The organism is Acidovorax sp., assembly GCF_046339755.1.
Classification (GTDB): Bacteria; Pseudomonadota; Gammaproteobacteria; order Burkholderiales; family Burkholderiaceae_C; genus Acidovorax.
This window is the reverse complement of the sequence record NZ_JBKDTZ010000122.1, coordinates 1-16,592: the sequence shown is the minus strand read 5'-3', so window position 1 is coordinate 16,592 and position 16,592 is coordinate 1. Positions and strand designations below refer to the sequence as shown.

11 protein-coding genes and 2 pseudogenes are annotated in these 16,592 nt (G+C 67.5%); 4 read left to right on the top strand and 9 right to left on the bottom strand.

The genetic code is table 11. The annotated features are described in order from the left end of the window. The 3 genes from ACK59X_RS09440 to ACK59X_RS09430 form a co-directional block, all read right to left on the bottom strand. The coding region (locus ACK59X_RS09440) for a sigma-70 family RNA polymerase sigma factor (RefSeq protein ID WP_409956788.1) at positions 1–480 on the bottom strand (480 nt) is incomplete at its 3' end. An 11-nt stretch (positions 481–491) separates the two neighbouring features. Beyond that, positions 492–2,675, bottom strand: a complete 2,184-nt coding sequence (locus ACK59X_RS09435) for a TonB-dependent siderophore receptor (RefSeq protein WP_409956786.1) — start codon at positions 2,673–2,675, stop codon at positions 492–494. Positions 2,676–2,882: 207 nt separating this feature from the next. Then, on the bottom strand, positions 2,883–4,016 hold the full coding sequence (locus ACK59X_RS09430) for a sterol desaturase family protein (protein ID WP_409956785.1): 1,134 nt from the start codon (positions 4,014–4,016) through the stop codon (positions 2,883–2,885). Positions 4,017–4,140: 124 nt separating this feature from the next. Between ACK59X_RS09430 and ACK59X_RS09425 the strand changes: the two genes are divergently transcribed. Together ACK59X_RS09425 and ACK59X_RS09420 are read left to right on the top strand one after the other, a co-directional pair. Then, the gene (locus ACK59X_RS09425) at positions 4,141–4,644 is read left to right on the top strand and encodes an acyl-CoA thioesterase (RefSeq protein WP_409956783.1); all 504 of its coding nucleotides are present in this window, start codon (positions 4,141–4,143) and stop codon (positions 4,642–4,644) included. 117 nt (positions 4,645–4,761) lie between these two features. Then, complete coding sequence (locus ACK59X_RS09420) at positions 4,762–5,130, top strand: nuclear transport factor 2 family protein (RefSeq protein WP_409956781.1); 369 nt, start codon at positions 4,762–4,764, stop codon at positions 5,128–5,130. A gap of 12 nt (positions 5,131–5,142) precedes the next feature. Here ACK59X_RS09420 and ACK59X_RS09415 read toward each other — a convergent pair whose 3' ends face one another. The 6 genes and pseudogenes from ACK59X_RS09415 to ACK59X_RS09390 all read right to left on the bottom strand — a co-directional run. Beyond that, the gene (locus tag ACK59X_RS09415) at positions 5,143–5,829 is read right to left on the bottom strand and encodes a type IV pili methyl-accepting chemotaxis transducer N-terminal domain-containing protein (protein WP_409956780.1); all 687 of its coding nucleotides are present in this window, start codon (positions 5,827–5,829) and stop codon (positions 5,143–5,145) included. 176 nt (positions 5,830–6,005) lie between these two features. Beyond that, a complete protein-coding gene (cobA, locus tag ACK59X_RS09410; RefSeq protein WP_409956778.1) occupies positions 6,006–6,830 on the bottom strand; it encodes a uroporphyrinogen-III C-methyltransferase in 825 nt (274 codons plus the stop codon). Then, positions 6,827–7,762, bottom strand: a complete 936-nt coding sequence (gene ybiB / locus ACK59X_RS09405) for a DNA-binding protein YbiB (protein WP_409956776.1) — start codon at positions 7,760–7,762, stop codon at positions 6,827–6,829. The genes cobA and ybiB overlap by 4 nt, the downstream gene beginning before the upstream one ends. A 64-nt stretch (positions 7,763–7,826) precedes the next feature. Further along, positions 7,827–10,676: pseudogene (locus ACK59X_RS09400) on the bottom strand (molybdopterin-dependent oxidoreductase). A gap of 758 nt (positions 10,677–11,434) precedes the next feature. Further along, entirely contained in the window at positions 11,435–12,292 is an 858-nt protein-coding gene (locus tag ACK59X_RS09395) for a type IV pili methyl-accepting chemotaxis transducer N-terminal domain-containing protein (RefSeq protein WP_409956774.1), read from the bottom strand. Between the two features lie 56 nt (positions 12,293–12,348). Then, positions 12,349–13,563 (bottom strand): annotated as a pseudogene (locus tag ACK59X_RS09390) (NAD(P)/FAD-dependent oxidoreductase); the annotation flags it as partial. 372 nt (positions 13,564–13,935) lie between these two features. Between ACK59X_RS09390 and ACK59X_RS09385 the strand changes: the two are divergent. Next, positions 13,936–14,133 (top strand): hypothetical protein, encoded by a 198-nt coding sequence (locus ACK59X_RS09385; protein ID WP_409956772.1) that lies wholly within the window; start codon positions 13,936–13,938, stop codon positions 14,131–14,133. A gap of 560 nt (positions 14,134–14,693) precedes the next feature. Continuing rightward, entirely contained in the window at positions 14,694–16,343 is a 1,650-nt protein-coding gene (locus ACK59X_RS09380; RefSeq protein ID WP_409956770.1) for a methyl-accepting chemotaxis protein, read from the top strand. Positions 16,344–16,592 lie beyond the last annotated feature (249 nt).

Below are 16,592 nucleotides of genomic sequence, written 5' to 3'. Positions count from 1 at the left end.
CAGGTAGGCCTGCTTCACATAGCGCTCCACGCTGGCCACCGAAACGCTCATCTCCGCGGCGATCTGCACATGCGTCAGCCCGTCGATGCGGTGCAGCAGAAAGGCCTGCTTCACCTTGGCGGGCAGGCCGGCCAGGCGCTGGTCGATGGCTTGCAACGCTTCGTGCAGCAACGCCATGTCCTCTACCGAAGGCGCCGTGGCCAGCGGTAGTTCGGCCAGCGCCTGCAGATAGGCCTGCTCCAGCTCGCGCCGGCGCCAATGGGTGAACAGCACCCGCTTGGCCAGCGTGGTCAGGAAGGCACAGGGCTCCGCCACCTGCTCCACTTCGCGCGCCGTGAGCACGCGCAGGAAGGTGTCCTGCGCCAGGTCCGCGGCACCGTGCGGGCAGCCCATCCTGCGCTGCAGCCAGCCCACCAGCCACGCATGGTGACTGGTGTACCAGCGGCCGGCGGGGTGGCCGGGCTCGGCGGTGCTGCGCATGCCGGCCTGGATCAGAATGCAGCGCGCATTGTTAAGCTCACGTTGCGGGGGTCGCTGTAGTTGCCGTAGTCCAGGTTGGCCCAGTACTTCTTGTTCGTCACGTTGTTGACGGCCAGGGTGGCGCTTAGCTTGGGGCTGAACTTCCAGGAGGCGCGCAGTCCCAGGATGGCCGTGGGCGACTGCTTCACGGTCACCGTACCGCTCGGGTGCGGGATGTTGAAGCCTTCGACCGAGCTTTGCCAGACCAGGTTGCCACCCACCGACAGCGGGGCCAGCGCGCCCGCGAACTGGTAGTCCGTGCCCAGCTGCAGCAGGTACTCGGGCAGGTTGGCGTAGATCAGGTCCGTGGGTGCCCGCGTGACCTTGGCGCGCGTGAGGCCCGCGCTCACGCGCCACTGGTTGGTGGCCATGCCCGCGAACTCCAGCTCGAAACCGGTGGACCTGGTGCCGTTGACCGCCACATAGGGCAGGGTGCCGTCGGGCAGCGGCGTGGTGATGGCACCATCGCGCACGCCGTAGTTGTCCTGCTTGGTCTGGAACACCGCGAAGTGCGCCTGGATGCGGCGGTCCAGCAGCTCGGCCTTCAGACCGGCCTCGGCATTGCTGCCGATGACGGGCGACAACGGGTTGTTGTTGCGGTCCTTGTAGTTCTGCGGGTTGAAGATGCGCGTGTAGCTGGCGTAGGCCGACAGCGTGGGCGTGATGTCGTACACCGCGCCGACGTAGGGCGTGACCTTGCGGTTCTCGTCCTGGACGGCGCTCTTGCCAGCGTAGGCGCCGGTGGTGCCATAGGTGTCGTTGTGGCGGTGCCAGTCGGTCAGGCGCACGCCGGTGAGCAGCGACAGCGGCTCGGCCACGCGCCAGCGCGCCGAGGCGAACAGCCCCGTCTGCTGCGTGATCTGGGTGCGCCAGGCGCCGGTCTTGGAGTACACGGGCTCGGGCGCATTGCCGTCCCAGGTGTAGATGTTGGGGATCACGTAGCTCCAGTTGGCCACCGAGCTGTAGCCATCGGTGCGCGTGGCGATGCGCGTGGAGCTCACGCCCACCATCAGGTCGTGCTTGCGGCCACCCAGGTCGAACTTCCCCGACAGGTAGGCATCCACCGTGTCCTGTTTTTCACTGGCGCCACCCACGGCCGCGTACAGCGTGGTGCCGGCGCCCGTGGTGGGGTTGATGAAGGGCGCCAGCGAGACGGTGCGGCCATAGCCATAGGTGCGCAGGCTGAAGGTATCGCCCTCGGTGTGGTTCAGGGCCGCCTTCACGCTCCAGTCGTCATTGAGCTGGTGCTCCAGCGTGGCGTACAGCGTTCCCGAGGTGCGCTCCCAGCGCGTCCAGGGGGGAGAGAAGCTCACGGACGTGGGCAGATCGATGGGCGAGCCGTCCACGGCAAAGCGGGGGATGGTGCCCCAGATCGGTGCCTTGGGCTCGTTGGCCTGGCGCTGGTAGCCCAGCGTGACCACTGTGGACGAACCGACGTCGGCCTCGATGGCGGCGAGCAGCGCGGTCTTGTCCTCGGAGTAGCGGTCGCGGAAGCTGTCCTTCTTCTGCGGCGCGAGCACCAGGCGGCTGCGCACGCTGCCGTCCTTGTTCAGCGGGGCGTTGATGTCCAGTTCGCCGCGGTACAGGTTCCACGAGCCGGCGGTGAGCGCCACCGAGGCCGCGAGCTCGCGCTGCGGGCGCTTGCGTATCATGTTGATGGTGGCCGAGGGCACGCCCACGCCGGTCAGGATGCCGTTGGCCCCGCGCACGACCTCGATGCGTTCGTACAGGGCGGTGTCGAACTCCTGGTTGGTGCTGCTGCTGTACGAGGGCAGGCCGTCGATCTGGAAGTCGGTGATCTGGAAACCGCGTGCGTAGTACAGCGGGCGCTGCGTGTCATAGAAGCTCACGGCCACGCCGTTCACGTTGCGCAGCACGGCGTCGATGCTGGTCAGCGACTGGCGCTCGATCTGCTCGCGCGTCACCGTGGTGGTGGACTGCGGCGTTTCGCGTGCGGTCAGCTGCAGGCGCGTGGAGGCGCTTTCGCGCGAGCCCGACACGGTGACGCTGTCCAGGGCCTTGGGGGCGGTGATCTGGTCGCCAGCGGCTGCAGGCGCGGCATCCTGGGCCTGGGCTGCGCCCGCCAGGACGGTGGCGATGGCGGCCAGCGCCAACGGGTGCAGGCGGCAGACGGGCTGCCTACGGAAAACGGACATGGAGCACTCCTCTAGTTTGAAAGCAGGTAACTGGCTGGCAGCGCTGCAACAACGGGAGGGAGCACGGCGTGGCTGGTTGATTGCCTTGATTGTAACTTTTAAATGACAATCATTCTTAATCAAGGCGCCTGCACGCCCCTGTGGAAAGGGGTGGTGCGTTGCTTTGCGCCTCATTTGTAAGCCGGGAGGCACCCGGCGGAGGTGCGCTCAGCCCTTCCAGGTGAACGGAAACTTGAACTGCTTGATGAAGCCGTTGGGCACGTAGTCGCCCAGTACGCCGTACTTCTCGGGCCAGAGCTTGGTGCTCTTCACGGCGGTGCCGAACAGGTAGTCCAGGAAGGCGAAGTGCGCCGCATAGTTCTTGTCCAGCGCCTCCTGGTCCTGGCTGTGGTGCCAGTGGTGGAAGTTGGGCGTGACCAGCACATAGCGCAGCGGCCCCAGGCGCACGCTCACGTTGGCATGGTTGAACACAGCCTGGAAGCCCACGACCACGATGTAGGCGTCGATCACCTCCTTGGAAAAGCCCAGCACGTAGATGGGGGCCAGCACCAGGGTGCGGGTGATCAGCAGTTCCAGGATGTGCTGGCGCGAGCCGGCCATCCAGTCCATGCTCTTCACGCTGTGGTGCACGGCATGCAGGCGCCACAGCACGGGCACCTCGTGGTAGGCGCGGTGCGTCCAGTACTGCACCAGGTCGGCCACCAGGATGATGAGGAACAGCGCCACCCAGAAGTTCAGCCCCTGGACCCAGCCGCGCACGCCGTCGCTGGCTGCCCAGCCAAAGAACTTGTGCACCACCAGGTTGGTGGCCAGCAGCACGAAGCCCACCACCATGTGGTTCACGATGAAGTGGTGGAAGTCGGTCTGCCACTCCTCGCGGAAGATGGGCTGGTCCTTGCGCAGCGCGAACAGCTTCTCGACGAAGATGAAGATCAGCGAACTGCCCAGCAGGTCCAGGATGAACCAGTCCAGGCCGATGTAGGGCGTGTTGTCGGGGAAGTTCGGGTCCACCTCCACCTTGTGCCCGCCCAGGATGGCGGCCAGCGCCACGGTGGCGAAGGCGAAGGTGGCCAGCCAGCGCGAGCGGTTGAAGATGATGTTGACCAGCGAGATGCCGCCTGCGATGGCCATGGCCGCCAGCATGATGTAGCGGATCACGGCCACGTCGTAGCTCTTGCGCAGTTGCGGCGTGGTCAGGTACTCGGGGAAATGGAAGGCCAGTACCCCCAGAAAGCACAGGATGGCCAGCGTGAGCGCAATCACCCCCGAGACCAGCCCGCGCCCGGTGCGCAGCGCACCATGGCTTTCGGTGAATTCGTTGAGCTTGTCGATTTCGAGCATGTTCTACCCCTCTGCGCCCGGGTCGTGGCGTATTGCCCAGGCTTGTGTTGGCTTTGTGTGTCGCGAGTGTAGCGGGGCCTTGTGCATCCTTGTGTAACCGCCATCGCACGTAAAATCGGGGTCCATGAACATCCCCTCGCACCAGCTGAGCATGACCGTGCTCATGTCGCCCGACATGGCCAACTTTTCCGGCAACGTCCACGGCGGCGCCATCCTCAAGCTGCTCGACCAGGTGGCCTACTCGTGCGCCAGCCGCTACTCGGCCTGCTACGTGGTCACGCTGAGCGTGGACCAGGTGATGTTCCTGCAGCCCATCCACGTAGGCGAGCTGGTGACCTTCCTGGCCAGCGTCAACTACACCGGCTCCTCGTCGATGGAGATCGGCATCAAGGTGGTGGCCGAGGACATCCGCTCCCAGGTGGTGCGGCATGTGAACAGTTGCTTCTTCACCATGGTGGCGGTGGACGAGGCGCGCAAGCCCGTGCAGGTGCCTGCGCTGTCTCCTTCCACCGCCGACGAGCGCCGCCGCTGGGATGCCGCCGTGATGCGCAAGACCCTGCGCAAGGAATTGGCCGCTCGCTTTGAGCAGGCGCGCAGTGCGCCCGTGCCGGCCCCTGTGGCCGCCTGAGCCCCCATCCGGCGAACGGGCCGAGAACATGTGCTAACAGGCCCCTGCGCGCGCAGGGGTAGCCTTGTATCTTTGGGGGCGCCCACGCGTTCCTGCCCGATGGGGAGACAAGCCACCATGAACGATGCCACAGCGCTGGTGCGCGCCAGCTACGAGGCCTACGTCCGCAAGGACCGCGAGGCCATCGAGGCGCTGCTCGACGACGACTTCCATTTCTCCAGCCCGCTCGACAACCGCATCGACCGCGCCACCTACTTCGCGCGCTGCTGGCCCAACAGCGAGGCCATCAGCGGCTTCCAGTTCATTCACCTGGTCCAGCAGGGCCACATCGTTTTCGTCACCTACGAGGGCACGCGCGAGGGCGGCGGGCGCTTTCGCAACACCGAGGTGGTGACCACCCGCAACGGCCGCATCACCGAGGTGGAGGTCTACTTCGGCTGGTCGATCCCGCATCCGGCACCAGAGGGTGGCTTCACCAACGTCTGAACGTGGCGCGCTTCAGCGGTTGCGCCCTGCCAGCGACACGGCCTGCAGCGACAGTCCATCGATCTCGTTGGTGATGCCCGAGAGCACATTGGCCACCACCGCGAACTCGCGGCCATGCTGGCCCGCGCGCGCGGCCATCACCTGGGCATTGAAGCTCACTACCTTGGCCTCGCGCGCCACGGTCTGGATGGAGGCGACGATGCCCGCCAACTCCTTCATCAGCGTCTCGGATTTGGCCTTGCCGATCTGGTCGAAGGCAGTGGTGGCCGTGTTCAGTGCTTCGAGCGCGCCATCGGTGATCTCCACCAGCCGCGCCAGGGCTTCTTCCACGCGGGGGCTCTGCCGTTCGGCCAGCTCCAGGGTGCGATCCACCTGCTCCATGAAGGCCTCGATGGTCGGGCCCACACCGGTGGCGCCGTGGTAGGTCGTGCGGATGCGCTCGCCCATGGCCGCATCGAGGTGGCGCGGCGTGTCCACCAGCCGCGCATGGCTGTCGCTGAACAGCGCCAGCGAGCTGCGTGCCGCCTTCAGGTGCAGGCCGCTGCCGCGCGTGGCCAGCACGGTCTGCAGCACCATGCGCTGCGACAGCATGCGCTGGCGTGCCGCCAGGTTGACCAGGGACATGTCGCCATCGCGCGATGCGGTGGTGGTGGGAACGGGCAGGTTGCTGCGGGCAGCGGAAAGAGGGTAGGCGGCCATGGTGTGATCCTGTGTGGTTGCCATCGGGTTGTCGCTGTTCAACAAGCAATACCCGGGCCAGTGAAGGCCTGCTTCTTGCCCCGGTAGCGTGCCGCAGGCCCTGGTGTACAGGCGCGCAAACGCCTTGCGAAGGACTCGCAAGGGTCTGCTGAAATAGGGTTGGAAGAGGGGGGCGCTCAGGCGGCGCGCAAACCCACCGGCTGCTGCGGCAGGGCCGCTACTGCGATGCCCTGCACCACGTCGCCGACCACGATCACGGAAGGGCTGGCCAGCCCCTCGCGCGCGATGGTGGCGTGCATCTCGCCGAGGGTGGTCACGGCATGGCGCTGCTGCGGCAGGCTGGCGTGCTGGATGATGGCCACGGGCGTGGCCGCCGGCAGGCCGGTAAGCAGTTCCTGGCCGATGGTGGCCGCACCGCTCACGCCCATGTAGATCACCAGCGTGAGCTTGGCGTCGCGCGCCGTGGCGGCCAACTGGCGCCAGTCGGTGCCCGCATCACCCGGCTTGGCATGGCCGGTGACGAAGACCACGCCGTGGGCATGCTCGCGGTGCGTGAGCGGTGCGCCCAGCGAGGTCAGGCCTGCCAGGCCCGCGGTGAGGCCGTTGATCACCGTGACCGGCACGCCCGCCGCGCGCAGGTGCTCCACCTCTTCGCCGCCGCGGCCGAAGATGAAGGGGTCGCCACCCTTGAGGCGCACCACGTTCTCGCCTTCGTTCACGGCCATCAGCATCAGCTTTTCGATGAAAGCCTGCGGCGTGCTCTTGCAGCCGCCGCGCTTGCCCACGTGCACGATGCGCGCCGTGGGCGCAGCGTAGGCCACGATGGCATCGCTCACCAGGTCGTCCACCAGCAGCACGGTGGCAGCCTGGATGGCCTTGAGCGCCTTGAGCGTGAGCAGCTCCGGATCGCCCGGCCCCGCGCCCACCAGGGTGCAGGAGCCACCGGTGCCCAGGTGCGGGCGCGGGGTGGTCGTCGGGGATGGATGCGTGGGGCGGTTCATGGCTGTGTCTCCGGCAGGGCGGGTGTGGCTGTTTGAGCGGTGACGTGCAAGATATGTTCCACCTGGCGCGCCAGCGCAGGGGGCACGGGCAGCTCGCCCGCGAGCACGCGGCGGGTGTAGTCGGCGGTGGTGGCCACGTCGATCTCGGTGGGCAGGCCGGGCACCTCGCTCGCGGTGCCGGGCTCCTGCTCCTGCAGCACATGGTGCACCCCGCCGATGAAGGCGTCGTAACGGGGTGTGCGGCGCGGATCGGCCGCCACCTCGCCCTCGAGCCCGCGCGAGAGCAGGGCGTTCATGCCCATGGCGCTGAAAGGGTTTTGCAGCATCTCGAAGTACTCGGGGTGCGTGTAGCTGGTGACCACCACGGCGGCGCCGGAGCAGGGGTTCATGAGCTTCACCGCGCTGTGCCCGGCATTGCGCAGGCCCACGGCCTCGCGCACCGCCAGCAACCGTGCCAGCCCGGGGTGCAGCAGTTGCGTGTGGATGTGAGCCACCTCGCCGGCAGCGACCTGGCGCGGTGCGGTAAGTGCGGGCGTGCCCAGGGCCTCCAGCACGTCGGAGGCCAGGATGCGCCGTGCCTCGGTGCGCATGCCGTGCAGCAACACGGGCTGGCCCGCGCGCGCCAGCAGCAGGGCCAGCAGCGGGGTCAGCACGGGCAGCTTGCGCGCGCCGTTGTAGCTGGGCAGTACGACCAGCGGGCGCTCGCCGGCCGGCAGCAGGGCCATGCGGGCGTGCGTGGCATCGAGGAAGCCGCACATCTCCTCTGCCGTCTCGCCCTTGATGCGCATGGCCAGGCAGAAGGCACCGATCTCCAGGTCGGTCACCGTGCCGTCCAGCACCTGGCCGAACAGGTCCGTGGCCTGCTCGCGCGTGAGCGGCTTGGCACCGCGGGGGCCGCGGCCGATTTCATTGATGTACTGGCTGATGCCCATGGTGGTGGCAGATGGCTCTTTGGAGTGGGGCTGGGTATTTTCTCGCAACCCAGCGAACTTTTGGTTATATGGCGGCTATGGCGATGGTGGTCGCAGACTTGGTGGCCAGGGGGCCTGTGGCGCGCACCATGCGCTTGAGCTCGGGCAGGCACGAGCCGCAGTTGGTGCCGCAGCGCAGCGCGCCCTGCAACTGGGCCAGGCGCTCGTCGTCGGTGCCGTGGCACTGCGCCAGCTGGCCGGTAATGGCCGCGTCGGTGACGTTGAAGCAGGTGCACACGGTCTTGCCGCGCGACTGCACCGCCACCGGGGCCTTGGCGCTGGGCACCAGCAGCAGGCGGCCGTAGGTCTGTGCGGGCAGTTCTTCCTGCAGCAGGGTCTTGATCCAGCCCTGGGCACTGGTGTCGCCCGCGAGCACGATGGCTTCCAGCGTGCTGGCACCATCGCCACGCCGGGCCAGGCGGGCCGCGCGGCGCTGGCCGCGTTTTCTGTCGGCGTAGCGCACGGTGTCGCTGCCGGCCAGGCCCAGCAGGGCCTCGATGCGCTCGAGGGTGGCATCGGGCGGCGCCTCGTGCGCAGCGGCGCGCAGCAGCACGCCGCTGCGCTCGCGGTCCGGCTCCGATAGCGGGGTGTTGTTGCTGAAGGGCACGCAGCTGGCGAACGGAAATTCCTCCATCAGCGCCGCCAGGGCCTCGCGCACGGCCAGGGCCTGGTCGCCGGGCAGCCAGGCCAGGGCCAGCAGCGTCCAGGGCATCTCGGCCTTGAGGATCTTCACGGCCGCGTGCTTGAGCTCGGGCTGCTTGGACGTGGGGCAGTAGGCGGATGTGGTCAGCGCATTCACGCCCGAGAGCCGCTCGCCCGTGGACGACTGGCCGCTGAGGTATTCGCTGCCCCAGTGCATGGCCATGAAGGCCTGCGACCGGCCGATGGTGCCATCGGCCTGCACAGGCACCACGATGGAGCCGCGCTTGCTGGTGACATGCACCAGGTCGCCTGTGCGCAACTGGCGCTGCTCCATGTCGTCCGGGTGCATCTGCACCGAGGGCTCGGCCACATGGCCGAACAGCCGGCCCAGCGTGCCGGTGCGGCTCATGCCATGCCACTGGTCGCGCAGGCGGCCGGTGGTCAGGCTGAAAGGGTAGCGCGACTCGCGCGGCTCGGCCACGGGCTGCCAGGCATGGGCGGCAAAGCGCGCACGCCCGTCGGGCGTGGGGTAGATGCCGTCTTCGTACAGGCGCACCTTGCCGCTGGCCGTGCCTTAGGGCAGCGGCCACTGCTGCGGGCCGTTGGCCTCGAGCATCGCCCACGACAGGCCGGTGATATCGAGGTCGCGTCCGCGCGTGCTTTCGCGGTGCTCGTTCCACACGGCCTCGGCGCCGGCATCGGCATCATCGGTGGTGTAGGGAAACAGGCTGGGTGCGCCAGGGCGCAGCCGCGCCTCCAGTTGCTGCGCGAACTGCACCGCAATGGCCCAGTCGTGGCGCGTCTGCCCAGGCGCCGGCACCGCAGTGCGCACGCGCGAGATGCGACGTTCGCTGTTGGTCACGGTGCCAACCTTCTCGCCCCAGGTGGTGGCGGGCAGCAGCAGGTCGGCGTACTGCGCGGTGGCCGTGGTGGCAAAGGCCTCCTGCACGACAACGAACTCCGCGCGCTCCAGCGCACGCCGCACGGTGGCCTGGTCGGGCATGCTCTGCGCGGGGTTGGTGCAGGCGATCCACAGCGCGCGGATCTCGCCGTCGGCGGCGGCCTGGAACATCTCCACCGCCGTCTTGCCGGGGCGCGCCGGCACGTCGGCAATGCCCCACAGCGCAGCCACTTCGGCGCGGTGCGCGGGGTTGGCCAGGTCGCGGTGCGCGCTCAGCAGGTTGGCCAGGCCACCCACCTCGCGCCCGCCCATGGCATTGGGCTGGCCGGTCAGCGAGAACGGGCCCGCGCCCGGTTTGCCGATCTGCGCCGTGGCCAGGTGCAGGTTGATCAGCGCGGCGTTCTTGGCCGTGCCGCTGGTGCTCTGGTTCAGGCCCTGGCAGTACAGGCTGAGCGTGGCCCTGGAGGTGGCGAACCATTGCGCCGCCGTGGCCAGGTCGGCCTCGGGGATGCCGCACACGGCGCTCACGCGCTCGGGCGTGCAGTTGGCAACCAGTGCTTTCAGCGCATCGAAGCCGGTGGTGTGCGCGCCGATGTAGGCGGCATCCACCCAGCCCTCGCGCAGCATGAGGTGCAGCATGCCGTTGAACAGCATCACGTCGCTGCCCGGCTGGATCGGCAGGAACAGGTCGGCCATGCCCGCGGTGTCGGTGCGGCGCGGGTCGGCGACGATGACCTTCATGCCCGGGTTGGCCGCGCGCGCATCCTCGATGCGCCGGAACAGGATGGGGTGCGCCCAGGCCGCATTGCTGCCCACGAAGAACAGGCACTGCGCATGCTTCACGTCGTCGTAGCAGGCGGGCGGCGCATCGGCCCCCAGCGTGGCCTTGTAGCCGGCCACGGCGCTGCTCATGCACAGGCGCGAGTTGGTGTCGATGTTGTTGGTGCCGATCAGGCCCTTGGCCAGCTTGTTGAAGACGTAGTAGTCCTCGGTCAGGAGCTGGCCGCTGACGTAGAAGCCTACGGAGTCAGGGCCATGCTGTTCGATGGTGTCGGCGAATTTTTGCGCCGCCATGTCCAGTGCGGCATCCCAGGTGACGGGCAGGGCCTGTGCGCCACGCTGGGCACGGTGCCGGGGGTGGAGGAGGCGGGTTTGCAGGGTGACGGGGCTCGCTGCAGTCAGGTGCAGGGTGGAGCCTTTGGTGCACAGGCGGCCGAAGTTGGCGGGGTGCGTGGGGTCGCCGCGTACGCCTGTGATTTGCGCGCCTTGGGATTCGATGATCACGCCGCAGCCTACGCCGCAGTAGGGGCAGGTGGATTTGGTTTCTTTCATGTTCTTCTCGTGGTGGCGGCGTGCTTGTTTTTGGGGCGGGGGGCCGGGATGTGCGCCCGGCGGCGCAGTAACTTTCTTTTGCTTCGCCAAAAGAAAGTCACCAAAGAAAAGTCGACCCCCAGTCTGCGTCCCCCTTCGCCCGATGGGCGAAGGGGGCAACCTGCGAGGCTCGGACCTGGGGTGGTGCCGCAGAACTCGCCGCGTTCTTCGAACTCCGCTCAAACAGCTGCGGCAAGCTAGACCACGAAGCGTGTGTGTCCTTCGGCACACACGCCCACCCCAGCTCCTGCGCTTCTCGGCGCAGCCAGCAGGGGTGGGGATCGGGTTCAAAGACGGCTGCTGCTTCGCAGCTGCGCCGGGTGTTGGTCACGCGCTTCGCGCTGCCGACAGGCCGAAGCGCAGCGAGGCAAATCGGGCCGAGCGAAGCAATGGCCCGTGTGGGGCCCCCAATCCCTTCTGGACGTGCCGAGAAGCGCAGGGCCTGGGGTGAGCGCGTGCCGCAGGACACGCGCCTCGTTGTCTGACTTGCCGCAGCTGTTTGAGCGGAGTTCGAAGAACGCAGCGAGTTCTGCGGCACACCCCAGGACCGAGCATCGCAGGTTGCCCCCTCGCCACCGGCGAGGGGGACACGGCCAGCAGGGTCGCCTTTCTTTTGGGTACTTTTCTTTGGCGAAGCAAAGAACAAGTACCTCGGCCGCCGGGCCGAGACCCGGCCTCCGCCCTCGGCACAAGAGATGAAGCAACCACAGACCACGATATCACCCAGCCAGAGCAGCATAAAGACCAGTCACCCGATCCATGCTCGACAACAAATTCTCACTCGCCACAAACACATCCGACACCTGCCGCCCGGTATTCCCGACAGCCCCGCCGGATTGCATGCGCTTCAAAGCCGCATCAAAGAACACCCACTGCCCATCCGCCAGCAGCAACTCCTGCCGAATCCGCTCATTGGCCTCAGGAGCCTTGCGCAACACCTCCGTCGCCGCGATGAACTCCGTGCGCGCCTTGGCAATCTCCGCCGTGGCAACAGCCGCATCCACCGGCAACTGCGCCGCCAGATAGAACTTGGCCATGCGCTGGCTCAGCATGCGCTGGCGGCCGGCCACGTTGACCAGGTGCCCCACGGGCTTGCCCGAGGCCGACTCGTACTGCACCGTGCCCTGGTGCGCCAGGGCCAGCACCTTGGCGTCGGCTTGCAGCATCGCCGTTGCCCCAGCCAGCGCCGGTGTGCCGGTGAGCAGCGTGGCCTTGTGCGCAGCCCAGGCGCCGTCGAGCTGGCCATAGGTGTCGCGGATGCCGGGGTTGGGTGCGTAGGTTTTCAGTTCTGCCAGCTGGCGATCGAACAGCGCCACCGACTGCTCCAGTACCTGGCGCGCGGCGGGCTCCTGCACCTTGTGCGCCAGGGCCAGCCAGGCCTTGCCCATGCGCTGGCTCAGCATGCGCTGGCGCCCGGCCTTGTTGATGGCGTCGTTGAGGTTGGCCACCTGGGCCCGGGCCGGCCGCGAGACCAGGGCCAGCGTGCCGGCCACGGTGGCGGCTCCTGCTGCGGCACCGGCCTTGAGCAGCAAGGCCCTGCGGTGCAGGGCGGGCGATGGGGAGATCGTGGTGGTCATGGGGGTGTTTTTTCGGGTCGTCATGGCTGCAATGGGGTTCATTCGGTGGCGGCAGGGCCGAACATCAGCTGGCCGCGGATCTCATCCACCGTGCGGCCCTCGCGCAGCAGCTCGAAGTACCAGCTGCCGTCCACGGTGTCGCCGTACAGGCAGGCGCCCACGAGCTTGTCGTCCTTGATCACCAGCTTCTTGTACGAGCCGGCCACCGGGTCGCTCAGCACGATCTCCTCGGTGCCTTCGCCGCCCTGGAAGTCGCCGGCGCTGAACAGGTCGATGCCGGTCACCTTGAGCTTGGTCGACGTGAGCGAGCCCTGGTAGCGGTCGATGCCCAGCTCCGCCAGGTGGTTGGCCAGCACCTTGCCCTGCTCGAACAACGGTGCCACCAGGCCGTAGGCGATGCCCCGGTGCGCGGCGCACTCGCCCACGGCGTAGATGCGCGCGTCGGTGATGGTCTGCAGCGTGTCGCTGACCACGATGCCCCGGTTCACGTGCAGGCGCATCTTCTCGGCCAGTGCCGTGTTGGGGCGTATGCCCACGGCCATCACCACCAGGTCGGCGGGCACTTCGCTGCCGTCCTTGAACTTCACGGCGCTCACACGGCCCTCGGGGCCGCCGACCAGCTCTGCGGTCTGGGCGTTGAGCAGAAACTGCATGCCGCGCTCCTGCAGCGACTGCTGCAGCATGCGGCCCGCCACCGCGTCGAGCTGGCGCTCCATGAGCGTGTTGCCCACATGCACCACGCTCACCTGCATGCCGCGCTTGACCAGGCCGTTGGCCACCTCCAGCCCCAGCAGGCCGCCGCCGATCACCACCGCATGGCGGTAGGTGGCCGCGGCGGCGATCATGGCCTCGGTGTCGGCAATATCGCGGTAGGCGAGCACACCGTCGAGGTCCTTGCCCGGCACGGGCAGGATGAAGGGGTTGGAGCCCGTGGCCAGGATCAGGCGGTCGTACTCGGTGCTGATGGTCTCGCCGGTCGCGCTGGTGGCATGCACGATGCGGCGCACACGGTCCACCTCGGTCACGGTGAAGCCGGTGTGCAGGGTGATGTGGTGGTCTTCGTACCAGGACCAGTCGTTGAGGATGATCTCGTCGATGGTCTGCTCACCCGCGAGCACGGGCGACAGCAGGATGCGGTTGTAGTTGGGGTGCGGCTCTGCGCCGAACACCGTGATGTCGTAGAGGTCCGGGGCGATCTTGAGCAGCTCTTCCAGCGTGCGCACACCGGCCATGCCATTGCCCACCATCACCAGCCTGGACTTCCTTGCCATCGCAGCCCCCAACGCACATCGGAAAGACAAAAACAAAAAAGGCGTCCGCACGATGCTGCTTCGAGGAAAAACGCTCGAAACCGCATGTGGGGACGCCTTCGTCCTTGCAGCACCCGGGCGCGCCATTGCGCCGTGGGTCTGCGTGGCCCGCTCGGGCCGTACTGGGAATTAGCAATACCTATGCCAAGCAGGCCGCCCTGCTGCGGGGCATGGGGCTTCACCGGTGCTCCTGTGCAATGCCCCTGGCTGGTGCCGCATCCACCATGTTGCACTGCACCGTGGTGGGGCGATGGTGGCCGGCTTGTCTTGGTGGGGTGCCTGGGCTAACGTCGCTGCACCAGCTGGGGCATGAAAGGTGCTTGCCGGTGGTGCATGGGCTGTGAACTCGATTTCGGCGGTGTCTCCGAAGCCGGACGCGAGAACGGCAACGAGAACTTCGCGGCGCGGGTGGAGCGGCGCGGGCGCGAACCCGCGCGCGGCGCCATCGCCGCCATTGCCGACGGCGTGGGCGCAGCTGGCAATGGGCCCGAGGCGGCGCAGACCACGGTGCGCACCCTGCTGTCCGACTAGGAGGAAGTCGCGGAATTGGAGCCTGGAGGTCTGTCTCGTGTGGAATGGGCGGCATCCGGCGGCTGTGGTGCTGCTGTCAGGTGCCGTGGCCGCGGGGGCAGGCTGGGCGACGGGCAAAACAAAAAAGGCGCCCACACGGATGCACGCCGGCCTTGCAGCCAACGCTTCTCCATGGGGACGCCTGCTTCCTGTGTCGCTTCGTCTGGTGCGTCCTTGCACCGGCCAACACAAACGGCCTGCTTCAGCCGTGCACCAGATCAAGCAAGGCGTATGCCAATGGTGGTGCATCTTTCGGAAAGGGCCCTGCCGCCGCCAGTCGAAGGGCCTTGTTGATTCTGGTGCTATGGATTTTGATGTGCTTCCGGGCGGATGCGGCCATCGTGGTGCGGGGGGCACGGTGGTGCGCCCGCCGGCCTGCCAGGCGTGCACCACGCGCGGGATGGTCCAGGTGGCGAAAAGTTGTTTGCATGGCCGGGGCAATGCCCATAGGATGTTTTTACCGCCAGGGCTCTGCCAGCCCTGCCGTGCGGAGACGAGATGCCATCCTTGGAGGGAATCCAATGCGAGTGAATCTGCCGGTCAGTACCCAAGAGTACATTTTTCCCAAAGGCGAAACCCTGGTGTCCACGACCGACCTCAAGGGCCGCATCCTGTATTGCAACCCGATGTTCATCGAGGTCAGCGGCTACGAGAAAGAGGAACTCCTGGGCCAGCCCCACAACATGATCCGACACCCGGAGATGCCCGAGGAGGCCTTCCGCGACATGTGGGAGACCATCGGCAACGGCCACCCGTGGTCGGCCGCGGTCAAGAACCGGCGCAAGGACGGCAGCTTCTACTGGGTGATGGCCAACGTCACGCCGCTGATGCAGGGCGACCACCCCACGGGCTACATGTCGGTGCGCACCGAGGCCACGCGCGAGCAGATCCAGGCCGCCGACCGGCTCTACGCCACCATGCGTGCCGAGAAGGAGCGCGGCAGCCTGGTGCACGTGCTGCGCAACGGGCGCGTGGTGAAGAACACGCCCTGGGGGGCGCTGGCAGCCCGCTTCAAGCTCGGGCCCCTGGGCAAGATGTGCATGTGCCTGCTGGTCCTGGTGCTCGCGGCCTGGGGTGCGGCGGACCTGGGCGGGCATGATTTCACGTTCGGCTCGGGCCTGGCCTGGGCCGGCGTGCTGGCCCTGGCCATCGGCATGGCCTGGTACCTGCACAGTGCCTCGGTGGCGCCGCTGTTCCAGATGCTGGGCTGGGCCAACCGCATGGCGGCGGGCGACCTCACGCAGAAGATCGAGGTCTCGCGCGACGACACCGTGGGCAACCTGCAGAAGGCGCTGTCGCAGCTCAACGTGAACCTGCTGTCCATCGTGCGCGATGCGCGCCAGGAGAGCGAGCGCATGCAGGTCTCCACGCGCGAGATCGCCCAGGGCAACCAGGATCTGTCCTCGCGCACCGAGACCCAGGCCAGCAACCTGCAGCAGACGGCGGCCTCGATGGAGGAGATCACCGGCACCGTCAAGCACACGGCCGAATCGGCACGCCAGGCCACGGTGCTGGCCACGCAGGCGACCTCGGTGGCCGAGCGCAGCAACGAAGCCGTCGATGGCGTGGCCGAGACCATGAAGCAGATCCAGACCGCCTCGGGGCGCATCGGTGAGATCACCCAGCTCATCGACAGCATCGCATTCCAGACCAACATCCTGGCGCTCAACGCGGCCGTCGAAGCTGCGCGCGCGGGCGATCAGGGGCGCGGCTTCGCGGTGGTGGCCTCCGAGGTGCGCAGCCTCTCGCACCGCACGCTGTCGGCCGCCAAGGAGATCCGCCAGCTCATCGATGACTCGGCCACCAAGGTGGAAGAGGGCCACCACAAGACCGATATGGCGCAAAAGACCATGAGCGAATCGCTCGAACTGGTGCGCCGCGTGAACACCCTGATCGGCGAGATCCACAACGCCTCCAACGAGCAGCTCACCGGCATCTCGCAGGTCAATGCCGCCGTGGCGCAGCTCGACACCATCACGCAGCAGAACGCCGCGCTGGTGGAGGAAAACGCCGCTTCGGCCATGGAGTTGCAGGGCCAGGCCCAGTCCGTCACCGAGACCGTGGCCGTGTTCCGCCTCGACGTGTCGGCGCCCGCGCAGGCCCAGGACGCGGTGGCCTTGCGCAAGGCCATGAAATCGTCGTCTTCGCAAAGGGCGCTTGCCTCGGCTTGAGCAGTTTGATGCGAATCGTTGCGGTGCTGGCTGCGCCAACCCGGGCCCTTGCAGGGCCAGTCGGCGCATGGTGATCATGAGAAGGTAGGCCAATGCAGCCAGCAGCAGGCGAAGCTGATGGCGCCCAGCGTCGGTCCGCATGGACCCGACCTTGCAAAGGCGCTCGCCGGAGCGCCCCGAAATGCGCCCATCAGCCCCGAAAGGCACGGCTGGCGGCTGAGAGGCTGAGAGTCTTTCGTCCATGCCCAC

Coding starts and splice junctions, on each gene's coding strand:
- ACK59X_RS09425 (WP_409956783.1), top strand. CDS start 4,141: ATGAACATCCCCTCGCACCAGCTGAGCATGACCGTGCTCATGTCGCCC.
- ACK59X_RS09380 (WP_409956770.1), top strand. CDS start 14,694: ATGCGAGTGAATCTGCCGGTCAGTACCCAAGAGTACATTTTTCCCAAA.
- ACK59X_RS09415 (WP_409956780.1), bottom strand. CDS start 5,829: ATGGCCGCCTACCCTCTTTCCGCTGCCCGCAGCAACCTGCCCGTTCCC.
- ACK59X_RS09430 (WP_409956785.1), bottom strand. CDS start 4,016: ATGCTCGAAATCGACAAGCTCAACGAATTCACCGAAAGCCATGGTGCG.
- ybiB (WP_409956776.1), bottom strand. CDS start 7,762: ATGGGCATCAGCCAGTACATCAATGAAATCGGCCGCGGCCCCCGCGGT.
- ACK59X_RS09385 (WP_409956772.1), top strand. CDS start 13,936: ATGGGCTGTGAACTCGATTTCGGCGGTGTCTCCGAAGCCGGACGCGAG.
- ACK59X_RS09435 (WP_409956786.1), bottom strand. CDS start 2,675: ATGTCCGTTTTCCGTAGGCAGCCCGTCTGCCGCCTGCACCCGTTGGCG.
- cobA (WP_409956778.1), bottom strand. CDS start 6,830: ATGAACCGCCCCACGCATCCATCCCCGACGACCACCCCGCGCCCGCAC.
- ACK59X_RS09395 (WP_409956774.1), bottom strand. CDS start 12,292: ATGACCACCACGATCTCCCCATCGCCCGCCCTGCACCGCAGGGCCTTG.
- ACK59X_RS09420 (WP_409956781.1), top strand. CDS start 4,762: ATGAACGATGCCACAGCGCTGGTGCGCGCCAGCTACGAGGCCTACGTC.